We start from the raw sequence: 26,058 nt of genomic DNA, 5'->3' as shown, positions 1-26,058 counted from the left end.
GCTAATCACCTCCTACTTCTGATAGGTAACTTTCTCCGGCAAGGCTATCTTTAAAGGTTCAAGATTTAGCTTACTATTTAGATCAAAATCATTTTCAATCAATCCAGTATCGACCATGTATTTCTTCTGATTTGCAAGGCTGTCATAGGCTGCTTGTGTAAACCCAACCTCCCATATATTCTTCGGCAAATCTTTTAGTGTTGCTTCTTTAGGCTGTTTCACTTCTTTATACATGAGATCAGCAACCTCTTCAGCATGAGAAGCAGCATAAACAGCCGCTTCATCAACTGCAGCAAGAAAATTCTCTATGCCTTCTGGATTGTTCTTAAGAAATTCATCTGACGTTACAATTCCTGAACCAAGCCGTACTGTTGTTTGGGACATGTCCGTGAGTTCGTGCACACCTTCGAGGCCAACGAACTTATCGATCAGCGCCGAACCAACGAACCAGGCTGCATCCAAATCACCTTGTTTCAAAGCTATATAAGCCTCATCAAATGCGCCCTGACCGATCAATTCAACATCATCTAAAGATACATGATGTTCCTTCAGATATTCATCCCACAAATACGGAAGAAAGGTTCCTCGCATAAAGCTCAGTTTCTTTCCTTTCAAATCTTCAGGATTCTGAATATCGTCCCTTACAAACAGCTTCCATTCTGAAGCTGATTCATCCGTTGCCAGTCCTGCTGATGCAATGATAGAGTATTCGCCCTTTGCGACTGCATTCAATAACGGAAAGTCCGCACCGAAGGCTACATCTACCTGTTTTATGAATAGGGAATTCACACCTTCTGCAGGAGTTCCGAAATCAACCAACTCTGCATCAATGCCATGTTTAGCGAAGTAGCCTTGTTCTAAAGCTACACGGAATGTTGGATTCGTATTTATATCAGCAATTTTTATTTTCAGCTTTGTCTCAGATGCCGCTGCATCTCCTTGTGAGCTGCAGCCTGATAATACAATAACTAACGATAAGGATAAGAGCAGAATAGCTGAGCTAAGGAATGTCTTTCTCACGAGCATACACCTCTTCATCATCGATTTATATTCGTTATGACCTGTGAAATTTATTATTCTATTTACTTTGACTCTTATGATGTCTGCCTTCTCCCGAAGTAGCCACACAAGCGGCACCTTCCGCAAATGGCAGTGTCGTTTCCACGCTCACAACAGAATCTGAACCCTTCGTTGCAGCTCCAGGCAATCTGAAACTGGATACATCAATTGCCTCAATGGCAATTTCCACAGGCTCTTCTAACTGTGGTACCCATTCATAGGGCAAACGATAGGAACGGTAGACCATGTTCGTATTTCTTGTATCTGTATACGGCGAGATATATTCCCAGACTAGTTCATGCTCTGGCGTAACTTCGAAAAGTCTCCCATTAGATCCTTCAGTAATTAAGGTGTTTCCATTTGCCAACCGCTGTGCCGCGCTAATATAGGGACTATAGAATTTATAGGAATCCGTTGGAACAGAGAAACCTGCCTCTGCTGCGGTGTACTGCCATTCAATCTCCAGCGTAACAGGATTAATCTCCAATATGCGTGAATGATCTCGCAGGGCATTCTTTTGCCCAAATGGTGATGATGGGTTCGGCAGTCCATAACCACCCCAGCCGCCGTTATCAAATACAAGTAAATTACCTTCTCCAGGCAAGCCTTTTGGAATGATATGAGCATGATGCTGACCGATAATCCAATCAATATGCTTCAATTCTGGCAGAGAATAATCAGGTCCGATTCTCCAAACAATCTTTCCAGTCTTCTTATCCGTAATTGCGATAATATTCGCTTCTCGCGCATCCCATATAATATTATCTGGATGGAACCGTTCATCCCCTGCATCATAAAATTTATTAGGGCCCACATACGAAGCAGAGTTGATATGCAACCAGTCCCCTACACCACCTCCAAGTTTGCCGAAGGAGCGTGTATTTGGATCTCGGAACAAAACATTCTTGGCAGCTTCATCGAAGCCCAATTCATCAAAATGTTCGCTCGGAAGCCATTCCCAGATGATATTCCCTTCCCAATCTACTTCTAAGATCGCGTCATCCAATAACTCTTTGTCGGAGATTTCACTGTTGAACAGATTCTTGTGTGCAAGAATAAGTGTGTTACCACTTGTAACTTTGGGTTCAAGTCCCGGTGCATAGTAACCAACAGGATTACCCTCTCTCTGGTAGTCATGATGTTGGCGGGCATACCATAGTGGCTCATAACCGGGGTCCTCTATATGCTCATAACTATTGAATTTCCATACAATATTCCCATTCCAATCCACCTGTACAAGATCTACATTATCTTGAATTCCGAATTTAGGATCTCTCCTTCCTGTGCTTCCAAGAACATACCCACCTGGGAATACTTTAGCCGGAAACCCAAGTAACCCTTTCCATAGATGTACTTCTTTCCCATTCATATCGATTAATACTACGCCTTCATCTCCTGCTTGGTATACGGTATAACCGCTCCACGCCTTCTCAGGGTTATATACGGTAGCGCCTGTTGGATAAACTGTTGAATGTCCCATAATTTACATATCTCCTTTGGAATATCAAATAATGAAGCTTCACTTTAATAGCTTAAGTAATTACTCTTCTTCGGTGTGCTGCTTCGCTTCTGTTCGGGGGTAGGAGGCTCAGTAACTTCGGCATTCTGCTTCCCAAGTGTCAGTAGCGTCTCTGAGAATTTCTCAAGATTGCTAACCATCCGCTCATAGAAGCGGCTCTGCAATGCAATCTCTTCCTCTGTAAATCCCTCGAACAGAAGCGTTATACATCGAGCCCCGATGTTATCGTTACGGTCGTATAATTCACGACCTTTATCCGTGACATCCAGCAGAACTGTTCGCCTATCATCCTCTTTACGTTTGCGCACGGTATAACCCGCTTTCTCCAGCTTATCGCTCAGTGCGGTGATGGCCCCAGAGGTGAAATCGAACTCCTCTGCTAGATCACCGAGTCGCTGTTCACCCTCGTTGATGATCTTGTGAAGAATCAGCATCCCGGGTAATGTAATCCCCGCTACCGTAACGCGGTCTCTTTCTTTCACATATCTTCTAATCATTTTACGGAACAGCCAATCGGCTTCTTGCAATCGTCCCCAGGTACTGTCCTCCATAAGAATCCTCCATAATCTAACGGCATATAACACAAAAAGACCCCCGGCACAGATTCCTATTAAGGGAAGTGTGCGGGAGCCTTTGGTGGTCCAATCAGCTCGAAATAAACTTTCACTGTTCATTTAATCAGTATTGAATTGTTGTCACTATCATATAACCAATTAATCACACCTGTAAAGTATGGATTAAAAAATCATGTTCCGTTCTTTAAACTTGAAATTCACCAACCGCTTCCTTCATATTTTATTTCCATAAAAATATCCCCTCCAAGTTCACCCAATTCCTCATAGTAAGTGAGGTTTTATTCGAGTGACTACTTAAAGGGGATCATACCAATCTCAGCATTTTAATCTATTATTTTTATAGTCGTTTAATTGATAAAGCTTGTATATTGCAACAAACGTTTAAGCATAACTACTGCTTGAGCACGGGTCGCATACTCTGTTGGGACGAACGTGTTATCAGTCATACCATAAATAATCTTGGCTTCCACTGATTGTGTTACAGCCTCTTGTGCCCAGCTACTTATATCTACTTTGTCACTGAATTTAGCTAAGGTAGTGCTTGGTGTTGCTACTGTATCTACTTTCATTTCTGTTACGCTAATGGCTACTTGATTCCCTTGTCCGGCCGCTATCTTATAACTTATAAGTTCCAGTAACTTCAGAAGCTAAATACATTGCCAATCAACTTCAATAGACTTTCCTGCCGGAAGGGCTTGATAAGATAACCCCTTGCTCCGACCTCGTAGGCTTCTGTGGCAAAATTACTGTTTCGTGCTGCAATAATGACATGAACCCAAGGCAGAACTTCCTGCATCTTACGGGTCAAAGACAATCCATTCATCTCCGGCAACTCTACGGTGGTGATTACGATATCTGGCGGCTTCCGCATCATTTCGGATAAGGCTTCATGGGGATTTGCAAATCCTCCTACCCATTCAAAAAATGAAATGGAGTTCACGATTTGTTGAATAGCTTCCAGATCCGAGATATTATCATCAACAACCATCAACTTGAGCATTCAGATAGATTCACCTCCTATGTTTTCTATCCAGATGCTTGCCTGTATTTAAACTCTACTTTCCCTCAATGAAAGAATAATGAAAGAATTTCGATAAAAAACGTCAAAACCCGCTCAGCATCTAGCCTCACGGGTTTACAAAAAACGATATGATTTTTATCACGTGCTATTTAATCAAGATTTGAGGGTTGATAGTAATTGAGAATGCAGAACAACCAGTTCCTGCGATGGGCTAATTCCAAGCTCTTTACGCAGCATTTTTACATATTGCCCATACTGTCTGATTAAGGAACCCTTGTCTTTTTGCAAAGTATAAGCTTTCATTAGCAATCGAAATACTTCTTCATCCAATTCATTGCGAGCTAGCAGTTTAAGAAGGAGTCTTACTGTAACAGAATCTCGATCACGATAATTCATCAAAGCCATTGCTAATTTCTTAACAAATACGGCATACATCCTCGAGAATCGCTCTATATCATTCAAGGCCCACAAAAAAGCCTTCTCCCCGAATAAATCACCCGTAAAAAGCTCCTCCACTGCGATGGCCTGGTCAAGATTTGAAGCGTCAATGACGTCAAAATCTTTAAGCTTGTCCTCGAATTCAACAAAATCGATATGCTCATCTGTGATATCTATGCCATAACTATCCATATTAGATTTCACCAGAGATTTCAATCCGTGCGACTCAAGAGATTTCCTTAATTGATAAATGGTCGTATTGAGGTATGTCTCTGCATTTTTTGTAGGCATTCCACCAAAAATATCTTCCGTTATTTTTGCTCTCGATACCATCCTACCACGATGAAAAAGTAAATATCCGAATAGCTCCGCGCTTTTTCTAGATATCCATTTCATCCCGCCTCCTTGCTCGCTGCGAAGCTCTAACCCACCCATACAATAAATAAAGATACGATTTGCATTCTGATCATCCTTTGCGGCTTCGGATAATTGATGAATGGCTATCGCCCTTCTCACCGTCTTCTCAAGTCGTTCAAATGAAATAGGCTTAACGATATAATCCAATGCGAAGATATCAAATGCATCAATTGCATATTCTTTATGGGAGGTTACAAACACAATATGGAGATCCTTGCACGTCTCTGCCATTCTCTTGGCAAATTGCATACCACTCTCATTAGGCATACTTATATCAACAAATGCCAATTGTGCAGTATGATCCTGTAAAAACAAGGTGGCAGATTCCGTATCCTGAAACGAACCAATGATTTCGATATGAGGAATTTTCTCAAGGAATTTTCTCATAATCAAATGCATGGCTTTTTCATCATCAATGATTATGACTTCCATGTTAGATCGAACTCCCGTTCCAATCGTGATTTCGTATTTCTTCCCGCTTCATTCACCGGTAGTGAGAAGAAAAATGTACTGCCTTCTCCCTGAATGCTTTCAACCCAAATTTCACCACCATGCATTTGAATAAATTCACTAGATAGGAAGAGACCTAATCCTGTTCCTTTCTCCCCTTTCGTGCCTTGAGATGGAGCATCTAGCGCTTTATGAAAAAGAGATTTCACGATAACCGAGTCTATTCCCACACCTGAATCCCTGACAGAGATAATGACCTGATCCCCCTTCTTTATTGCCCCTATATGAATATTCCCGCCTATGTCAGTAAATTTGATGGCATTGGAAAGCAGATTTCGTAATATTAAATTCAGTATTTCTTTATCAGCAAATACCTGGATTTCATCATCGATCTTGAAGGTAATCTTAATTTCTTTGATTTCACTTCGTATGGTTATGGAATGAATAAACTGCTGTACAATCGATGATAAATCCCATACCAATGGATTGAACATGATCTTCCCACTTTGGCTCCTGAACCAATCCAGTAGATTTTCAACTAACGTATACGTATTTCTTACCTGACCGCTTACCTCTTGGAAAATCTCAATATTCTCGCTTCCAACCGTCTTCATCTCCTCATCTAGTATTTCTGTTAAATTAACGAGTACAGCAAGCGGATCACGGATGTCATGTGCAACAACAGTAAATAACTTATCCTTAAAAGCATTCAACTCCGCCAATTGATTGACATTGGATTGTAGCTTCTCCTGGTAATCTATTAATTGCGTAATATCACTAAAAATAAGCATTTTCCCCAGGGTAATTTGACCTTTATCGTAAATGAGCGATACTTTTAAATGGTAGTACCTAGTTTCTTCTTTTCTCGTGATCGTAATTTGGATATCACTATTTTCCAAAACTATGATTTTCTGCAATAGCTCCGGATAGTTAGAGAATACATGATAAGCTGAACCCTTATTCCCTTTCATATCATGTAACTCTTCAAACACCTCTTGGGCAGCTTCATTATAATTAATAATGTTGTTGTCATAATCAAGGAAGACAACCCCATCCTGCATCGTTTCATACACTTTTTGCAATGCAATAGGTGCTAATCTAAGGAGGTTAAACTGATAGATCCCCCAAATATATAAAATACCGGACAAGGTGAATCCGAACGGCGTCAAATCCACATGTAACCCAAAAATTCCAAAAACGTAGACCAAGTTGGATATCCATGGGGCTACAGCTCCAAGGATAATTACCGTGATCTGCTTACGAACAAGAGGTACTGCTTTCAGATACATCATCACGAATAGAGTCATACCCACTATGACTTGAATATATATATAGCAAATATGTACCCAGTACCAAGGTCCTTTGAGAGAATCGACTGTCGGTATAATAGAACTATAATCCATCATAATATTTCGATAAAAAAGGTAGTGCAGATCGTTGGTTAATTGTAATAGAAACGTAAGGACTGGTATGAGAAAAAGTAGTAGCCATACCCATCGTTTCAGTACCTTTTGATATCCTGTAAAATAAATGACAAGAATCAACCAAAACGTAGTTATAAAGGGGATTCCAATATATTCAAAACTTAACCAGAATTTGATAATCTCGATATCTTCGCTTATGATCTCAAACGCGTAACCGAAGGAATAGAAAGAGGCAGCCAACATCATTAGTGCATTGAATTTGGCTACGAGTAGCTTACGTTTTCTAAATGAAAGATAGGAAATGAACAGCATAAGACATGTTGCTACAAGCAATAATGCGAATAAATACTTACCTATGCTCATGGTGTACACTCCTGAATAAATTGATCTCGTATGATACAAAAGTACTATATTCGACATTTTTATGAATTTTCCTTTTTCATCTACATTTGGATTGTCTAATTATAGATAAGTGTATCGAGGCTTCCATCTCTTGATCTAAAAATAAACATAAAAATAGGCAGGCAAAATGCACCTTCCATGCAATTTAACTGCCTTATTTTTAGTTAATGTTGATGATTTTCATTAAGCTAGTATTCCCTCGATTTGCGTAAGTACGTCTGCGGACAAGGTAATCCCCGAAGCTTCAACATTCTGAACCACTTGCTCAGGGCGACTCGCTCCAACAAGCGCGCTAGATACATTGTCCTGACGCAATATCCAGGCTAGTGCTAACTGCCCAACCTTAATGCCTAACTCGTTCGCTACTTTCTCCAGCTGTTGAACTTTAGCAATGCGAACATCACTAATCTTATCTTCATTCCATCCAAGCTTAGCCGCGCGACTATTCTCTGGAATTGCTCCTGCTGAGCTATACTTGCCAGTCAATAATCCTTGAGCTAATGGTGAGTATACGACTTGACCGATACCTTTCTGCTCACCGAGTGGAATAATCTCTTTCTCGATCTCACGCTCGAACATATTATATAGGGGTTGATTAACAACGATTCGGTCTAGCAAGTAACGATCTGCTACGGCTAGCGCCGCTTCCATCTGTGCTGCTGTCCATTGACTAACTCCGACATAGAGTACTTTGCCTTGGCGCACTAAGTCATCCAACGCACGTAAGGTTTCCTCAATTGGGGTGTCGGGGGAGAAACGATGACAATAGTAAATATCTACATAGTCCGTGTCTAAACGTTTCAGACTAGCGTGACATTGCTCCATAATATGTTTACGAGACAATCCTGAATCATTAGGTCCATCTCCCATGTTGCCATATACTTTCGTAGCCAATACATAAGACTCGCGAGGATATGCCTTCAGTGTAGGACCTAATAACTGTTCTGCCGCTCCACGTTCATAAACATTCGCTGTGTCAAAGAAATTGACTCCCGCATCATATGCCGTCTGAATCGCCTTAACCGCATTCTCTTGTTCCACATACCCACCGTAAGTCAACCAACTTCCCAAGCTTATTTCACTAACCTTCAGTCCGCTTGCTCCAAGTCTCCGATATTCCATGATCGTGTATCCTCCTCCAGAATTACATTATTGTATACATGGTCTAGCATTCGTACATGACTATTGTAATCTTATAAGTTCTATTTAAACAAGCAGAACCGGCTATACCGTCCTTGTTCAAGGAGTTTATGTGACTAATCGGAATTTATTATGAGAATAGCTGGTCTATTTTAGAAGGATAGTAGTAATTTACAAATAATGAGGCAAACTAATCCTAAATAAATACTTAACTAGGGGGTACCTTATTTGAATACACCTTCACCATCCTCACAAGCCTTACCTCAATATCCCGAATCCTTATGGAGAGCCTCAACCAAATTGCCTACCTTTCCCCAACTAACAGAAGATATCACCGTGGATGTAGGTATTGTTGGCGCTGGAATTACAGGAATCACAACAGCCTACATTTTGTCTAAAGAAGGTTACAAAGTTGCTTTGCTAGATGCCGGATCTATTCTACAAGGAACCACAGGGCATACGACAGCTAAAATTACGACCCAACATGGCCTAATATATGACCAATTAATCCAGACTCTCGGGGAGGCACAAGCTTCGAAATACTATCACGCCAACAACGAAGCTCTGCAATGGATTACCCAAACGGTTAAGGAACTTCAAATATCATGTGAATGGCAACCAGAAGATGCCTATGTATATGCCGAAAGTGAACAATCTGCGGGCAAGCTTCAGAAGGAATTTAAAGCCTATGAGAAACTAGCTATTCCTGGATTATGGAAAGAGCACTTGCCGATTCCACTGCAGATGAAAGCTGCTATTCAACTCCCGGGACAAGCACAATTCCATCCGTTAGAATATTTAAAAACGCTGGTAGAAGCCATCATCAAAGCTGGTGGTAAGATTTATGAACATACAACCGTTAGTAACAAACTAGAGGGAGATCGTCCCTTCACCGTCACTACCCTTGATGGCGAGCATCATATGACATGTCAACATCTCGTCTCCGCTTCCCACTTTCCATTTAGCGATGGTGGAGGTTTCTTCTTCTCACGGCTGTACGCGGAGCGATCCTATGTTGTTGCGATGAAACCAGAGACTCCTTTTGCAGGTGGGATGTATATCAGCGTCGATGAACCCACGCGGTCTCTTAGATCTGCTTCATGGAATGGAGAACAAGTCGTTCTTGTAGGTGGAGAGAGCCATAAAACCGGACAAGGAATTTGCACCTATCAGCATTATGAGAATCTGGAGCAATTTGGAGAGAAGGTACTGGGGAATAAAGGTATTCCCTTTCGTTGGTCTACGCAAGATTTAGTTACGCTCGATAAAGTTCCCTTTATCGGTCAGATTACATCGAAAGCGGAGGGGATGTATGTCGCGACAGGCTTTGCCAAATGGGGAATGACAACAAGCGCTGTAGCCGCCAAACTTATCACAGATCAAATTCAAGGGAGAGACAACCCATATTCCGATCTTTTTTCTCCTTCACGATTTAACGCTAATCCAGATGTGAAGAATTTCGTTGTACAGAATGCCAATGTGGCTAAGGAATTAATAACGGGTAAGGTTGGTATCGTCTATACCCAAGCGGACGAGCTTGAGAAAGATTCAGGCTCCGTCGTTAAACATCATGGAAAAAGAGCAGGAGCCTACCGCGACCCCGACGGAAATCTGCATCTCGTGGATACGACATGCACCCACATGGGTTGCGAGGTAGAATGGAACGAAGGCGAACGCACTTGGGATTGTCCTTGTCATGGTTCTAGATTCGGATATGATGGGGATGTCATCGAGGGTCCAGCGCAAAAACCTTTAACTAAGTTAAGCTAGTATTTGATGAAATATATCTAGGTTATAGAAATTTAAACAGACCACTCTCATTCAACGATGGAGTGGTCTGTTTGTGTTTTGTTTCACCCGCCTCCGACGCTGACTCACCATTAATAAGTAATTCCATGCATGATAAATCTCCTATTGGGTTACCTTACTAAGTGCCAGCAGAAAAGTATTTAGAAGGAGGGAAACCAATGGAGCATCAAAATGAGGATCAAGTTCGAAATAAAATCAATAAAGATGGAGATTCTCTTGCCGAAATCAAGAAAATGGAAAATGGCGTAGACATTGAACCGCAAGCAGATGAATGGGTAGCTAAGCCAGTTGCGTATAGTGACACTGAATCGAAAAAGAGTTAAAACGTCGCTTTATATGTAGAACCGAGTTCGTCATTTACAAAGAAGGAATCGATCATTACGAGAAATGTAAAAAACACCACGTGCTAGGATCACCTCTCGCTATTAAAAGAGTTCTTCCCAACCGTGGTGGTTTACTTTACTATGATTTTTTCATATTGATTTGACTAACTGCAGTTTCTAATTGTGCTGCCATCGCGCTAATTTCCTCAGAGCTGGCAGCCAACGATTGTATTTCACCCGATATATTCTCAGATGCATCCAACACTTCTTGTGATGAATGCAACGTGTTATCCACTGCAGTAGCAAGTTGATTCACTGCTTCTGAAATAACCCTCGATTGATCCACTTGTTGATTAGTTACTGTAGCAATACTATTAATGCGGTGTACCGTACCTTCCATTGCCTTCACGATTTGTTCCAATGCCTCTCCACTAGTAATTGCTGCCGTAGTGCCTCGTTCGCATTGCTCAACGCTGTGCTCGATCATCAACGCAGAATGGTTAATAGCCTCCGTAATCTTAGATACAATGCGGGATACAGCCATAGTCTCCTTATTTGATTGATCTGCCAACCGTCTAACCTCTTGCGCAACAACGCTAAATCCTCTTCCAGCCTCACCTGCTCGTGCAGCCTCAATTGATGCGTTAAGTGCTAGTAAATTAGTTGATTCAGAAATTGCAGATATATTTCTTGCCATGTTCTCAATCTCAATTGAATATTCACTGAGCGCTATAATCTGTTCCTGAGTCTGAATAGCACTACTTCTAATCGCATCCATAGCCACCACACTTGTAAGCACCGTCTCTTTACCCATCGTAGCCGTTTCTAATGTCTCTTGAGATTCCTCCACCGCATGATTCGCTTGTTGATACGAATTATCAATCATTTCAGTTAGTTGGGATATTGCCATTGTAGATTGGTGAACGAAACGGCTACCCTTTTGTGCTCTTTCATTCATACTCTTCGTATTTGATACAACCCCATCATAGTCATGTGTAATTTGTTCCAAAGAACGCGATACTTCTTCCGTCGATGCCGAAACCTGACCCGCAGAAGAGTGAACATTCTCACGTATATCATAAATCAATGTTGATAAATGATTCACCATACTACCCACAGCTACTGTTAACCGTCCAATTTCATCCTTACTTTTATTCTTAGGGATAGGTGCATCAAGGTCTCCGTTAGCGATCTTATCGGCAATAACTGTCAGTTCCTCAAGCGGCTTGACACTTGCGCTAACCATAAACCAGATCACGAGTGTAACAATCAATAACTCAATACAAACGATCTTCACAACTTGCTTCTCGAAAGAACTTACAATTTCATCAAAAGGAGCCACTGGGACACCTACATACCAGATCCCAATAACCGCTCCTGTCTTATCTTTAATCGGTTGGTACACCGCTTGGTTCATTTGACCTAGAACATTAGCCTCACCTATGTATTGCTCTCCTTGCGTAAGTACGATTTGAGCGACTTGTTCAGATACTTGAGTTCCCGTAGCACGGCTCCCATCTGGTTTAGTCACATTCGTAGCCACTCGAGTATCTCCCATAAATAGAGTCACCGTATCGCCAGTCTTTCTTCCTAACTCATCAATTAAAGCTTGATTACCATTCATAAGAACAGTTCCTTTGTACAATTCCCCCTCTTTCACATGCCAATATCCAGGAATCTCATAATCCAGTAACATCATACCGGTAGCAGCATCAGATAAAAGCTTAGATTGTGCAGTCTCGAGGATCTTAACCTCTGCATGGAAGATACTGTAGTAACCAAGAACTGTCGTTCCAGCAATCATAAAAATAACCATTAAAAGGACTAGTTTAGAACGTAGTCCCCAAATTTTTCTCTTCATTATTCTCTACCTTCCTTTATTAAATTCCAATGATCATTATCCAAAAAAAGGTTAGTCATCTTTGTGGAATATATCCTAAATTCACAATACCGTCAACATTTTTAGACATTATAGTTGTAATTACGCTATATAAACGCATTTCAATCGATTAAATCGCGAAAAAAGTCATATATTGTTGTAAATTAAGTGAAACTTATACTTTCTTATATTGTCAAAAAGGAGTACGACACTGGTATCCAGTGCGTACTCCTTTTTGACAATACTAATATTTAGACGGCATTCTGCGTAGATTGCGAAAATTGGCTGTTATATAGGTCGGCATAGAAGCCTCCTTGATTGAGTAACTCTATATGGTTGCCCTGCTCAATCACACTACCATGATTCATTACGAGGATTAGATCAGCATCGCGTATCGTAGATAAACGATGTGCAATGACGAAGCTGGTTCTACCCTTCATTAATTCATTCATAGCTTTCTGTATATGAATCTCCGTGCGCGTATCAACGCTACTAGTTGCCTCATCTAGAATTAGAATAGACGGATTGGCAAGAATAGCTCTAGCTATAGTCAATAGTTGCTTCTGTCCCTGAGAAATATTCGATGCTTCTTCATTCAGAATGGTCTGATATCCATCTGGGAGCGTACGAATGAAATGATCTGCATGAGCTGCCTTAGAGGCATTAATGATCTCCTCATCCGTTGCATCTTCTCGACCATAAGCAATATTATCCTTGATTGTTCCATTAAAGAGCCAAGTATCTTGTAGCACCATACCGAACTTACTACGAAGATCGCCCCGTTTCATCTCCGCAATGTTCACACCATCAATCTTTATGGCTCCATCAGTCAACTCATAGAAGCGCATAAGCAGATTAATAAGCGTCGTCTTCCCTGCACCGGTAGGACCCACAATTGCAATGGTCTCGCCTGGCTTCACATCGATATTCATATCTTCAATGAGCAGTTCATCTTGCTTATATCCAAACTTCACATGTTCGAATTGGACAGATCCTTGTGGATATGGAATCGTCTTTGCATTCTGAAGTTCAGGTACTTCCTCTTCTTCATCCAACAATTCAAATACACGTTCAGCAGAAGCGATTGTGGACTGAATTACATTGGCAATATTCGCTGTTTGAGCAATAGGCATTGAGAATTGTCTTGTGTATTGAATGAAGGCTTGAACATCACCAATTGTGATTGATTTATTGGCAACGAATATCCCTCCAACTACACACACCAACACATATCCTATATTACTTACAAAACCCATTAACGGCATAATCATCCCAGACAGGAACTGCGCTTTCCAACCAGAGTGGTACAATTCCTCATTGATCTCATCGAAATCCTTCATCGATTGCTCTTCACGGCCGAAGGCCTTAACAATCTTGTGTCCCGTATACATTTCCTCGACATGTCCATTGAGATCACCTAGTGATTTCTGTTGGCCCATGAAGTATTTCTGTGAACGAGATGCAACACCTTTGACGACTAATACACTAAGCGGTAAAGTAACGATTGTAATTAGGGTCAGCCATGGGCTAATCGTCAGCATCATGATGATAACCCCTACAATCGTCACAACTGAGGTAATCAGTTGAGTTAAACTTTGCTGCAACGTTGTACTAATGTTATCAACATCATTCGTAGCCCGACTCAGAATTTCACCATGTGTCTTCGAATCGAAATATTTAAGAGGTAAGCGAGTCAGTTTACCATTAATCTGAGTACGCATATCGAGTACAACCTTCTGTGCTACACCCGCCATTAGATATTGCTGTACATAACTAAATGCTGCACTGATGATATATAATCCGGCTAACGTTAGTAAAATTTGAGTAATATAGTCGAAATCGATGGCTGTCCCAGCCATGATCCCTTCGAATAATTTAGTTGTTGCTTTACCTAGAATCTTCGGACTTACGATACTGAATAAGGTACTCAAAATGGCCATCAATAGAATAAACAACAAGACCACTCTACGAGGTTTCAGATAACCAACTAATCTCTTTAAAGATCCTTTGAAATCTTTGGCCTTCTCGCCAGGTATAACTACTCCTGGTGGACCCCCAGGATGTCCACCTCCAGGTCTAGGTCCACCTCCTCCAGCTTTTTTATGCTCTCTCTGATTCTCACTCATGCGCTTTCCTCCTCTGACAGCTGTGAGGATACAATCTCACGATAGACATCACAAGTAATCATCAACTCACGATGTGTCCCTATTCCAACAATCGAACCATCATCTAATACAATAATACGATCCGCATCCATGACTGTACTCACTCGTTGTGCGACCAATAGTACAGTAGCATCCGTTGTTGTTTCTTTTAGAGCTGCACGTAGTTTAGAATCCGTCTTGAAATCAAGTGCTGAGAAACTATCATCAAAAACATAGACCTCTGGTTTACGCACTAATGCCCGTGCAATGGAAAGTCTTTGTTTCTGTCCACCAGAGACATTTCCGCCCCCTTGAGCGATCTCAGATTGAAATCCATCTTTCATTTCGGATATAAAATCGGTTGCTTGTGCTATGTCCGCTGCACGTTGTATTTCTTCATCACTAGCATCTTCTTTACCATAACGTATATTATCCGCAATCGTCCCCGTGAATAGCACTGATTTCTGCGGTACGAAACCAATTTTTGCACGTAACTGTTCTTGTGTAAGCTCACGAACATCCACGCCATCGATCAATACCCTTCCACTTCCTACATCATAGAAACGGGGGATCAGACTAAGTAATGTTGACTTACCTGAACCAGTACCCCCTATAATCGCGGTTGTCTCACCTGGCCGAGCTTCAAAGGAAATATTAGAAATCGCTGGTTGTTCCGCACCCGGATAATGGTAGGTAACATCTTCGAATTTAAGGAAGCCCTGTTCAAGATCACCTTTCTTCGGCTGCTTAGGATCATTAATCTCCGGAACCATGTCCAATACTTCATTAATACGAACTGCTGAAGCAGAAGCACGTGGAACCATAACAAAGATAATCGACAACATAATAAGCGAGAACATAATTTGTGTCGCATATTGAATGAATGCCATTAATGAACCCACTTGCATTTCACCATCGCTAATACGAATCCCACCGAACCAAACGATGGCAATCGTTGCGAAATTCATGACCAGCATCATAACCGGCATCATCGCTGCCATAATTTTATTTACTTTTATCGCTGTTTCAGTCAGATCAACGTTAGCGTCGTTAAATCGTTTCGTCTCATGCTCTGTGCGATTGAAAGAACGAATCACTCGCATCCCAGTCAGATTCTCACGTAAGACACGGTTCAACGTATCTAATTTAACCTGCATCACTTTAAATAGTGGTAATCCCTTCAGCGCAATAATGGCAATAGCTCCTACTAAAATAGGAATAACAACCACAATAACAAGCGATAGCTTGGCATCTTGATTCACCGCCATGATAATCCCACCGATACACATCAGGGGAGCACTAACCATCATGCGAAGCAACATGATCAGCACTTGCTGAACTTGGTTTATATCATTGGTCGTACGTGTAATTAATGATGCTGTTCCAATCTTATCGAATTCCTGCAATGAGAAATTCTGCACATGACGGAAAACCTTACTCCGTAATCTCTGACCGAAGCCCACCGCTACTTTTGAAGAATAATAACTAGCTGCAATGGAACAAATCGCTCCAACTCCTGAGATCAACAGCATAACGCCACCGATTGTCCAAATATACGAGATGTCTTCACCTACGATTCCTTTATCAACAATATCCGCCATCATTGTAGGTAAGTACAGGTCGGATAAGGATTGAATAAAGACCAGAAAAAGTACAAGTATAATAGGAAGCCTATAGGGGCTTAGATATTTAAATAATTTCAACATAATGATTCATCCCCACTCTGCGTCAAGTCCATTTCTTTCTGTTCAAAATACTGATAAGCCTTGGTTAGAAGGTCAGCCAAATGATTGCTCTCTTCTTCCCCTAAGTATTGAATTAATTCATTAAAAGATGCTTCAGTCACAGCAATAGCCTGCTGGATCACCCTTTCTCCCTCAATACTCAGCTTAACCCGAACAGCCCTGCGATCTTTCTGATCCACCGTTCGCTCAATCCAGTCTTTCACTTCCAATGAATTCAGCAACTGAGTCACTGTAGGAGAGGTCACTCCCAACATTTCACTTATCTCAGAAACTTTCAATCCTGCTGTATTAGCTTCCGTTCGCTTTTTCACATAAAACATAAGCATCATTTCACTATGACGCACACCCTTGATTGAGCGGTGATTAAACTCTGCCTTATTGAATCTCTTCATCGCTTCAAATAGCTTTTGTGCAATTGAAATATCCATTATAAAAAGTTATTATCCCCCTTATCACAAAAATAGATAGGTTACCAATTAATTAGGTAGCCTATCTATTATAATTCCTTCTAAAATATGAAGTCAAATTTAGTAAATCGTTTTCCGATCTCCGCTGAAAATACGCTGTGTAAATTGAATCCATTCCTGCGCTGCAAAGGACTGATACCGTTCTTTACGCCAAATCATCCCAAGTTGCCATGGAATCGTTGGATTGACGAGCGGTATAATTTGTATTTTGGCATGATCGACTTCACGACAGATCGTCTCAGGTAAGAGAGCAATCCCTAAATTGGCAGCCACCATTCCACTGATTAAATCCCACTGTGAACTTTCATAAACAACATGCGGCTGGAATCCCAAGCGAACACACTCTTTAATAATCCGATCATGCATGGCGAAATCTTCTCTAAATAATACGAATGACTCATCTTCTAGCTCTGACAATGAGACATCCTGTTTATTAGCTAATGCATGTGTATGGTGCACTATTAACATTAACTTCTCTTGTACAAAAGAAAATGAATGAAACAATTCATCATCCGTTGGTAACACAGTTACCCCAATATCGAGTAGCCCACTTTCAACATCAAGTTCGACTTTCTTGGCACCATCTTCGAAGATTTGAATCGTTACGTCAGGGTACTCTTTATGGAATTGCCCTATGACCTCAGGAAAGAAGCTTGAACCCACCATAGGTGGTAAGCCGATTCGAATATGACCTTTCTTTAAATTCTGAAGATCCTGTAGTTCGGATGAAAGGTTGTGAAAGGATTTCACAATATGTCTTCCTTGTTCATACATGATCCTCCCTGCATCCGTTAGCTCAATCTTTTTACTGGAACGATCAAATAATACAATCTGAAGCTCCTCTTCAATATTCTTGATTGTCTTACTAATCGTAGGCTGAGTGATGAACAGCGATTCTGCGGCCTTGGTGAAACTCTTATGATGGGCTACTTCCATGAAATATTGTAAATGTCTTATGTCCATGTAGGTGGCTCTCCTTTCTAACCACTACCATTCCAAAACGGAATGATAATCATTCATTATATTCATTTTACCTATGAAAGGAAGTGATGTAAGATTTTCATATCAAATGAAAGAGGTGAAGATACATGAGAAATATGATCAAAGGGATCCTACAAGTCGCAGCCTTAATGGGCTTCTCCATACTAATGAATCAATTAACAGAGTGGCTCCAATGGAAAGTGCCTGGCAGCATCCTAGGTATCTTGGTGATCTTCATTCTCTTAGAAACCCATATTATTCGTCTAGAATGGATCGAAATCGGAGCGAATTGGTTACTTGCTGAACTTCTATTATTCTTCGTCCCCGCTGCTGTCGGGATCATGAAATATATCCCTATGCTACAAAGTGACGGTTTACGTATTCTGATTGTTGTCATCATAAGTACTTTTGTTGTTATGCTCAGTACAGGACTTATGGCCAAAAGAATTTCTAAGAGAAAGGAGCCACACGTATCATGATGACCGGAATACTATACCTAATACTCACTCTCACCATTTATTATACGGCTAAATTCATCTATAAGAAGTGGACAAAAGTATTCTTATCCCCATTATTAATTACACCATTAGCTCTTGTTCTCTTGTTACTATGGGGAGGAGTGCCGTACGAAACCTACAACATGGGTGGTCAATGGCTCAGTGATTTACTCCAACCCGCAACCGTAGCATTTGCAGTTCCTTTGTATAAACATTTCAAAGTATTAAAAAAGCACGCCGTCGAGATTATCGCCAGCGTACTGTTTGGTTCAATCGTCGCCATGATCACATCTGTTGTTCTTGGTAAATGGATGCATCTAAACAGTTCACTTGTAACTAGCCTTATGCCACGCTCGATTACAACACCCATTGCCATCAATGTATCTGAAGTCATAGGTGGGGTTCCTAATATCACGGCTGTATTTGTTATTATCACAGGACTTCTTGGAACGATCATCGGTCCTTCTGTATTAAAAATTTTTCATATTGATAATGAAGTTGCGAGAGGGATCTTACTCGGAACAAGCGCACATGGAATGGGCACATCCAAAGCATTTGAACTAAGTAAATTAAGTGGTACCATCTCCAGCATCTCGATGATTCTGGCAGCTCTGTTCACCTTAGGTATGGCACCTTACATGATGTCAATATTATTACAATATTAATATTGAATCTTGGTTGGTAGTCCTGTGTTGGCAGATTCTAATGCGGCAGAAGTCACTAGTTGGGTCTTGAAAGCATCCTCATAATCCGAACGGATCCGTGAGGAATCACCCGTACGTATGGCATGGATGAATGCTTCACTTTCTGCCACATAGGGATTGGTTGGATCGCTATACTCTGTACGAATATTGGATGTCACCACATTCAATCTGTTATTATTCCAGTCCAGCAATCCTTCATTTGTATAGAACGTGATTCCTGACTGGTCTACATTACCTGGAAGAATACAGGTATTAGAGATGTTCGCAATCACACCATTCATCAGCTTCAACGTTACTGTACCCACATCGGCAACGCTTACATTTTCATGTTGCTCATGTGCAACACGATTCCCATATACGGCGTAGACCTCTTCAACTTCTCCCAGGCAATATCTTAGAATATCAACAATGTGCGTTGTCTGCTCAATAAATTGTCCACCTGATCCTTCTTGTTGTCTCCACCATGACACGCCAGGCATACTACCCATCCATTGTCCCACAGCCATACCAACCATTTGCTCACTAAGTAATTGTTTCATTTGATGGACTGTTTCTTTATATCGTAAGTGATATCCAACGGAAGTCAGTAATGATTTATCTTTAATTTTTTGCAGCAATTGGCGAGGTACTTCTGAGTTAATTGCAATAGGTTTCTCTACAAGAAATGGAATACCTCTTTCAATTAACTGCTCTTCGATTTCCCCATGTACCATTGGTGGTACACAGATATATACAGCATCAAGCTGTTCAGCTTCCAGCATCTCTGTCACATTTCCGTAACCATTTGCTCCATAATGTTTAGCCATTTGTTTTCCTTTGTCTATACTACTACCACAAATAGCTTGAAGCTTGAGCCCTTCCATCACAATCAAATTATCTGCATGAACTTGTGAGAACCACCCTGTTCCAATCATCCCAATTCGTAATTGTTGCATCATAGTTCTTCCCTCCAACGTTAAATAGCATTAGAAATTAATGAATAATTATATAATACTTACAGTATCCTATCTGAACATACGAATACAAGTTTTGCAGGAGGATCTCTTGATAATGAATTACAAATAATGGGTTTCATTTCACTGTATAAAAAAAACCATCATACAGCAATAAAAAATTATGATGATCAATTAACCGGTTAAAGTGTTGAAGTGCCTCATAAAAAGTGTATAATTTCTCTATTATACAGAGAAAAATGAGTTACTAGAGGAGAGATCTTATCATGACTTTTTTACGAACAAATGAACCAACAGAAGCAGTTGCAAAACAATACGTAAATAAAATTTTCGAAACCGTACAAAAACGTAATCCACATGAACTTGAATTTCATCAGGCTGTAAAGGAAATACTGGATTCTCTCGTTCCAGCATTAGCTAAACAACCTAAGTACATGAATGCAGGTATCCTAGAACGACTTGTGGAACCAGAAAGACAAATTACATTCCGTGTGCCATGGGTAGACGATCAAGGTAAAGTTCAAGTAAATCGTGGTTATCGCGTACAGTTCAACAGTGCCATTGGCCCTTACAAAGGTGGGCTTCGCTTTCATCCTTCCGTTAACTCAAGCATCATTAAATTTCTAGGTTTTGAACAGATATTTAAGAATTCTCTTACAGGTCAACCTATCGGTGGAGGTAAGGGTGGATCCGACTTTGATCCTAAAGAGAAATCCGATGGCGAAGTTATGAGATTTACACAAAGCTTCATGACAGAACTTCACAAGTATATTGGTCCAGATACCGATGTGCCTGCTGGAGATATCGGAGTTGGAGGCAGAGAGATTGGGTTTATGTTCGGACAATACAAGAGAATCGTGGGCGGTAATCAAGCCGGTGTTCTTACGGGTAAAGGGATCCATTATGGTGGTAGTCTAGCACGTCCAGAGGCAACTGGCTATGGCACTGTATATTTTGTAAACGAAATGCTTCAAGCACAAGGTCAATCATTAGAAGGTAGTACGATTGTCGTATCCGGTTCGGGAAATGTAGCTATCTACGCGATTCAAAAAGCAAATCAATTCGGTGCAAAAGTCGTTGCATGTAGTGACTCCAATGGATATGTTCATGATCCTGATGGAATTGATTATGAAATCGTGAAAAGACTGAAGGAAGTAGAAAGAAAACGTATCAGTGAATATGTTAAAGAACGTCCTAATGCGACTTATCACCTAGGTTGTGAAGGAATCTGGTCTATCCCTTGTGATATTGCACTACCATGTGCTACTCAGAATGAGATTGATGAGGATGCGGCTAGATTGCTCGTGAAGAACGGCGTCAAAGCTGTGGCGGAAGGTGCAAACATGCCTTCTACCTTGGCTGCGATCGATGTATTCCTTGAGAATGGTATTCTCTTCGGACCTGCAAAAGCAGCTAATGCCGGTGGCGTAGCCGTTTCTGCACTAGAAATGGCCCAAAACAGTATGAGATTGTCTTGGACCTTTGAAGAAGTTGATAAAAAATTGCATGACATCATGATTGATATTCATAGAAGCTGTGCTGAAGCAGCAGAATCCAATGGATATCCTGGTAACCTTGTAGTGGGTGCGAATATTGCTGGATTCACTAAAGTTGCCGATGCCATGTTAGCTCAAGGTGTGATCTAATTACCCTTTTTATGTACTTATGTTGTGAAGAGCATCGCGTAATCAGCCATTATACTGATTACGCGATGCTCTTTTTGTATGCATTTATCGTTGCGTACGATCTGTTAACTGGAACTGGTTCACCATTTGAAGAAGCGATTGTGTAATGGAATCTACATTCTCTGATGTGCTTCGAGCATGAACCACGTCGGTCTGTAAATCTTGAACAGTCTGTTCCACATCAGCGGAAATTTTCCGATTATCGATACTTACAGTAGCAATCTTTTCCATCAACGCTACCACTTCATCCACGACTTTCGTCTTCTGAGTATCATGGCTATTTGCATTACTTAGTATCTCTTTCGCACTAGCAACCATATTATTTCCTTCTATGACTGTTTCCGACCCCTCGCCCATATATTGGAATGCAATTTCGACTTGTCTATTAATCGTAGAAATGATGTCTTTAATCTGTGTTGTAGATCCATTCGTTAATTCCGCTAGCTTTCGGATCTCATCCGCAACGATAGCGAATCCTCTACCGTGCTCTCCCGCATGAGCCGCTTCAATAGATGCATTCAACGATAGCAAGTGGGTCTGTGCTGATATTTCTTCAATCGATTGGAGAACCTTACTAATATTCTGAGTGGTATCTAGGAAATCACGAATGGTACGATTGCTCTCTTCAACCTTAAATTTAATTTGATGCATCTTGTCACCAATATGCTCTACTTCTTCTTGAGCTATCGCAATTTGATTTGTTGCTGATTGTTCAAGCTCGCGAAGTGTATCACTCATATGAAGAGAGACATCCTTAGCTACATCGATATCCTTTAGTTGACTACGAATACCACGAATCATCAGTAAAATTTTCCCACTTACTCGATTTGTAGAGCTCTCAGTAGATGCCGTTGACTCTTTGAGAAGCTCCTGACTATGTATTACGTCCTCAGCAGCATATTTCACTTTAAGCATGATCCCTTCCAATGAGTCAATCATGTTGTTAATCCATTTTGCCAACTCTCGGGTCTCATCATTAGAGAATTCCTGAATAGGTAGACGTTTCGTCAAATCCCCTTTTCCCTCTGCGTTAAGTCGAACGAATTGGTTCAAACGACTCATATTACGTACGATGGGCTTGTTCGCCTTTCCTTCTGATATCGATTGGATAGTATAGCCCAATAGGATGTTTACAATGCCTACGACAGTCGCACCTAAGACCACGGAATCCATATTGGACATAATCACATACATGAGAATATTAAGAGCAACGAAGCATAGTGCAGACATCATATTCATCTTCTTTATCTTCCAGCCTATGCTTCGAATTCGATAAACTTCTTCCAAATCACCTTCACACATCATACCCCATACATCTGGACAGTGAGGAAGCTGAAAAGTCACTCCTTTACCTATGACAGGAATATGACGATAATCCGAATACCCCGGGAATTCCACAAACAGATTGCTTCCATTGCGAATCGTATTAGCAACACCAGGATGTAGTTCACCAGTTGCCGGATCTTTAAAAATTAACTCTAATTCGGTATGTTGCTGTACTTGAACCATGCCAAAATCTGTATGAATCCCTTCTTTAAGATTATCTCCATGTGTAAAGGTAACATCTTCAAATCGACTACGCGATAAAGCTGTCCCAGGAGTAATACCTTTATTCAAGTTAGGCTTCGCCATAAATATATAATTGTCTCCTGAATCGGGGTACACATGACCAGACTCCCTTTGGATCAGATCACCAAGGACATCATTCGGAACTCGACCACAAAGAGCGCCTTTCCAGACCCCCTTTTCAACGATAGGCACTATGTAGAGCAGAGTCATCTCATCATGAAACCTTGAGGTACTTGGACCTATTTCTAATGTTAAAGGATCAGCGTAGGGACCTAATAGACACTTCTTATCATACGATGAGTGTTGGATAGCTTTAGTAATCTCAGCATCATCACTATATTGCATTCCGATATGATTTGAATACGTGGAAAAAGTAACGTTTCGATTCTGATCTAGCAGAAAAATTTCTGAAAAGGCTATCCCTCGTTTTCTAGAAGCTGCAAATAAACTATCAAGTAGGTATCCAGAATCCTTATAATGATCAGCGTATAGTCCATTAGACACCATCTGTCCAAGTAACCGTTCTAAATGTGACCAATATTCATCAACCCAGTCCTTCAAAATATCCATCCGCGTGAAGGCTATGCCTTCGAATATTTCTTCTATATCGTTCTTCATATGCTGATTTAACCGATACGACCACCATAGTGGTAGTCCTGTTTTGAAACCTAACCACTCGAACATAAATATCCCCCCAATATGACGCGGCAATGTTAACTAATTTAACATTATTCTTTATTGGGTCATTGTACCTAATATTTTCTAATATTACAATGTTTAAATTACGATATTCTAAAAAAAATAATTACAGCGATATCCAAACCTATTTTTTGACATTCACCTTCCACGAGCGCATAATAATATTTATTGTCTGTGGCCATTTATTAGTTCTATATCTATTGATTATCCATGAAAGGACGTTATTCATATGTCTTGGTCAACGTCAACGAAAAGTATTCTGAAGACGCCTTTTGTTCTATTCACCATCATACTAATGCTAAAAGGATATTTAACTTGGGCAGTAACTTTCGGAGATCCATTTCCGTGGAAATTGATTCTTACCGAACTACCCTATATCTGGATGCTGTTTACGCTTGTTGAGTTCTTCGCGAGCAAACGAAAAGTCAGCCTGTATATATTGATCGATCTACTTATAACAGCAATATATTTCGCAGTCATTATGTATTATAAATATTACGGAGTTATCGTAACTTACCACGCATTAGAACAAGTGAATCAGGTAACCGCAGTTCGTAACAGTGTTTTTTCATTGCTTGATCCCTATTATTTATTCATTTTTACGGACATTATTATCTTCTTCATCCTAGCACTCCGCAATGAAAAGTTTAAAACTTGGCGGTTACACACAGCGAAAAAAGGAAGAAGTAAAGGTACATTTGCTTTATTCATCCTCTCCTTGGTCGTGTGTTTGTTCAACATCCTTCCTAATCGTGCTAGTATGAGTGAAATCACTCAAGCTCAAGAGATGGGAATTCTCAGTTATGAGACCTACACGATTCTCGCCAAAGAGAATACAGATTGGATTCCTAGCAGCAACATTACACAAGAATCGATTAATGAGTTAAAAGGAGTGACCTTACCATCACCCTCTGCTTACTGGCAGAAGGCTGAAGGGAAAAACGTCATTATCCTTCAAATGGAGTCCTTTCAGAACTTTCTCATCGATCTTAAGATCGACGGACATGAAATTACTCCTAATATGAATAAGCTTGCTGCAGGAAGCTTGTACTTCCCTAATTTTTATCAGCAAGTCGGTCAAGGTAATACTTCAGATGCAGAATTTGTTGTTAATACTTCTTTTTATATTCCACCTAACGGGGCAGCAACTCAAGTCTATGCTAACAAGCATTTACCGAGCCTCCCCAAACTGCTGAAAGAATTCGGATATCAGACTGCAACCTTTCATACGAATGATGTTGAGTTTTGGAATCGTAGAGAACTATATGCTGCGCTTGGGTTCGACAAATATTATGCACAAGAGTTCTTCGAAGATAAAGATGTTATTTTCTTCGGATCTTCTGATGAAGTACTCTATGAGAAAACTGCAGATAAACTTAAAGAGATGGATGATCAAGAAAAACCCTTTTATGCTCAAGTTATCTCGATGACAGCTCATCATCCATATACTATTCCAGAAGATAAATATCAGATGACTTTACCAGAACGTTACGAGGACACATTCGTTGGTGATTATATTCGTTCACAGAATTATGCTGATTATGCTTTAGGCCAATTCATCGAGGAACTTAAGGAGAATGGCGTATGGGACAACAGCCTTGTTATTACTTACGGAGATCATTTAGGTTTACCTTTATATTCTCTTGATAATGATGATGAGGAGCTGTTGCAAGAAATCTATGGACATGAATATAGCTATGCGGACATGATGAATATTCCCCTTATTATTAGTGGCAATGGTATCACTTCATCACGTGTTCTAGAGCAGATTGGTGGGCAAGTTGACGTTATGCCAACGATAGCCAACCTAGTAGGCGCATCGCTTAACCAACAAATTCATTTCGGACAGGATCTTCTTAATCAAAGCTATAATTTGCTACCAGAGAGATATTATCTGCCCACGGGTTCTTTTATGAGCGATAGTGCCCTATTCCTGCCTGGTAATGGATACGAAGACGGTACTCATTACCCATTCGCTGGTGAAGGTGAAGATTCTATAAGCGCAACAGAAGCAGAATATGAACGGGCATTGAAGCTTCTTCACCTATCCGACAGCTATGTGAGCCAGCTTCCCGATCGCGTTCAAGAATAAATTATTGTTCCAATATATCTAAGTCTATAAAGGTGTCTCCACAGCTATATAAATGGCTGAGAGGCA

The 26,058-nt window shown here is 40.6% G+C and carries 21 protein-coding genes; 6 read left to right on the top strand and 15 right to left on the bottom strand.

The window, feature by feature from the left end:
* Positions 1–12: 12 nt before the first annotated feature.
* The 8 genes from LPB68_RS13590 to LPB68_RS13555 all read right to left on the bottom strand — a co-directional run bounded on the left by LPB68_RS13590 (position 13) and on the right by LPB68_RS13555 (position 8,427).
* On the bottom strand, positions 13–1,026 hold the full coding sequence (locus LPB68_RS13590; RefSeq protein ID WP_068660333.1) for an ABC transporter substrate-binding protein: 1,014 nt from the start codon (positions 1,024–1,026) through the stop codon (positions 13–15).
* Between the two features lie 52 nt (positions 1,027–1,078).
* On the bottom strand, positions 1,079–2,539 hold the full coding sequence (locus tag LPB68_RS13585; RefSeq protein ID WP_068660335.1) for an aryl-sulfate sulfotransferase: 1,461 nt from the start codon (positions 2,537–2,539) through the stop codon (positions 1,079–1,081).
* A gap of 44 nt (positions 2,540–2,583) precedes the next feature.
* Positions 2,584–3,129 (bottom strand): MarR family winged helix-turn-helix transcriptional regulator, encoded by a 546-nt coding sequence (locus LPB68_RS13580; protein WP_068660337.1) that lies wholly within the window; start codon positions 3,127–3,129, stop codon positions 2,584–2,586.
* Between the two features lie 371 nt (positions 3,130–3,500).
* Positions 3,501–3,722 (bottom strand): S-layer homology domain-containing protein, encoded by a 222-nt coding sequence (locus LPB68_RS13575; protein ID WP_068660339.1) that lies wholly within the window; start codon positions 3,720–3,722, stop codon positions 3,501–3,503.
* Between the two features lie 71 nt (positions 3,723–3,793).
* Positions 3,794–4,153, bottom strand: coding sequence for a response regulator transcription factor (locus tag LPB68_RS13570; protein WP_068660341.1), 360 nt, complete (start codon positions 4,151–4,153; stop codon positions 3,794–3,796).
* A gap of 174 nt (positions 4,154–4,327) precedes the next feature.
* Positions 4,328–5,461 carry a response regulator gene (locus tag LPB68_RS13565; RefSeq protein ID WP_068660343.1) on the bottom strand — a complete coding sequence of 378 codons (1,134 nt, stop codon included), beginning with the start codon at positions 5,459–5,461 and terminating at the stop codon, positions 4,328–4,330.
* Entirely contained in the window at positions 5,449–7,266 is a 1,818-nt protein-coding gene (locus LPB68_RS13560; RefSeq protein WP_068660345.1) for a sensor histidine kinase, read from the bottom strand. Before LPB68_RS13560 ends, LPB68_RS13565 begins: the two co-directional genes overlap by 13 nt.
* Positions 7,267–7,488: 222 nt before the next feature.
* The gene (locus tag LPB68_RS13555; RefSeq protein WP_068660347.1) at positions 7,489–8,427 is read right to left on the bottom strand and encodes an aldo/keto reductase family protein; all 939 of its coding nucleotides are present in this window, start codon (positions 8,425–8,427) and stop codon (positions 7,489–7,491) included.
* 246 nt (positions 8,428–8,673) lie between these two features.
* Here LPB68_RS13555 and LPB68_RS13550 point away from each other — a divergent pair, with 246 nt between their 5' ends.
* Positions 8,674–10,215, top strand: a complete 1,542-nt coding sequence (locus LPB68_RS13550; RefSeq protein ID WP_068660349.1) for an FAD-dependent oxidoreductase — start codon at positions 8,674–8,676, stop codon at positions 10,213–10,215.
* Positions 10,216–10,412: 197 nt separating this feature from the next.
* Positions 10,413–10,577 (top strand): hypothetical protein, encoded by a 165-nt coding sequence (locus LPB68_RS23155; RefSeq protein WP_198402177.1) that lies wholly within the window; start codon positions 10,413–10,415, stop codon positions 10,575–10,577.
* Positions 10,578–10,716: 139 nt separating this feature from the next.
* Here LPB68_RS23155 and LPB68_RS13545 read toward each other — a convergent pair whose 3' ends face one another.
* The 5 genes from LPB68_RS13545 to cidR form a co-directional block, all read right to left on the bottom strand.
* Positions 10,717–12,438, bottom strand: coding sequence for a methyl-accepting chemotaxis protein (locus LPB68_RS13545; RefSeq protein WP_068660351.1), 1,722 nt, complete (start codon positions 12,436–12,438; stop codon positions 10,717–10,719).
* A gap of 269 nt (positions 12,439–12,707) precedes the next feature.
* On the bottom strand, positions 12,708–14,582 hold the full coding sequence (locus tag LPB68_RS13540) for an ABC transporter ATP-binding protein (protein ID WP_068660353.1): 1,875 nt from the start codon (positions 14,580–14,582) through the stop codon (positions 12,708–12,710).
* On the bottom strand, positions 14,579–16,306 hold the full coding sequence (locus tag LPB68_RS13535; protein ID WP_068660355.1) for an ABC transporter ATP-binding protein: 1,728 nt from the start codon (positions 16,304–16,306) through the stop codon (positions 14,579–14,581). Before LPB68_RS13535 ends, LPB68_RS13540 begins: the two co-directional genes overlap by 4 nt.
* Complete coding sequence (locus LPB68_RS13530; protein ID WP_068660357.1) at positions 16,300–16,773, bottom strand: MarR family winged helix-turn-helix transcriptional regulator; 474 nt, start codon at positions 16,771–16,773, stop codon at positions 16,300–16,302. The genes LPB68_RS13535 and LPB68_RS13530 overlap by 7 nt, the downstream gene beginning before the upstream one ends.
* Before the next feature lie 99 nt (positions 16,774–16,872).
* Positions 16,873–17,775, bottom strand: coding sequence for a cidABC operon transcriptional activator CidR (cidR, locus tag LPB68_RS13525; RefSeq protein ID WP_068660359.1), 903 nt, complete (start codon positions 17,773–17,775; stop codon positions 16,873–16,875).
* Positions 17,776–17,900: 125 nt separating this feature from the next.
* On the opposite strand from cidR, the gene LPB68_RS13520 reads away from it, so the two are divergent.
* Positions 17,901–18,272, top strand: coding sequence for a CidA/LrgA family protein (locus LPB68_RS13520; RefSeq protein WP_068660361.1), 372 nt, complete (start codon positions 17,901–17,903; stop codon positions 18,270–18,272).
* The gene (locus LPB68_RS13515; protein ID WP_068660939.1) at positions 18,272–18,955 is read left to right on the top strand and encodes a CidB/LrgB family autolysis modulator; all 684 of its coding nucleotides are present in this window, start codon (positions 18,272–18,274) and stop codon (positions 18,953–18,955) included. Before LPB68_RS13520 ends, LPB68_RS13515 begins: the two co-directional genes overlap by 1 nt.
* Here the strand turns inward: LPB68_RS13515 and LPB68_RS13510 are convergent.
* Positions 18,952–19,932, bottom strand: coding sequence for a Gfo/Idh/MocA family protein (locus tag LPB68_RS13510; protein ID WP_232510281.1), 981 nt, complete (start codon positions 19,930–19,932; stop codon positions 18,952–18,954). The two genes, LPB68_RS13515 and LPB68_RS13510, sit on opposite strands and share 4 nt — an antisense overlap.
* A gap of 281 nt (positions 19,933–20,213) precedes the next feature.
* Here LPB68_RS13510 and gdhA point away from each other — a divergent pair, with 281 nt between their 5' ends.
* On the top strand, positions 20,214–21,593 hold the full coding sequence (gdhA, locus tag LPB68_RS13505) for an NADP-specific glutamate dehydrogenase (RefSeq protein WP_068660363.1): 1,380 nt from the start codon (positions 20,214–20,216) through the stop codon (positions 21,591–21,593).
* Between the two features lie 84 nt (positions 21,594–21,677).
* Here gdhA and LPB68_RS13500 read toward each other — a convergent pair whose 3' ends face one another.
* Positions 21,678–23,885: a methyl-accepting chemotaxis protein gene (locus tag LPB68_RS13500; protein ID WP_068660365.1), complete on the bottom strand. Its 2,208-nt coding sequence runs from the start codon at positions 23,883–23,885 to the stop codon at positions 21,678–21,680.
* Positions 23,886–24,129: 244 nt separating this feature from the next.
* On the opposite strand from LPB68_RS13500, the gene LPB68_RS13495 reads away from it, so the two are divergent.
* Positions 24,130–25,992: an LTA synthase family protein gene (locus tag LPB68_RS13495; protein WP_068660367.1), complete on the top strand. Its 1,863-nt coding sequence runs from the start codon at positions 24,130–24,132 to the stop codon at positions 25,990–25,992.
* Positions 25,993–26,058: the final 66 nt, after the last annotated feature.

It is taken from the genome of Paenibacillus crassostreae, assembly GCF_001857945.1.
Lineage (GTDB): Bacteria > Bacillota > Bacilli > Paenibacillales > Paenibacillaceae > Paenibacillus_AQ > Paenibacillus_AQ crassostreae.
Note: the sequence above shows the minus strand (reverse complement) of the source record. Positions and strands in the feature narration are given on the sequence as shown.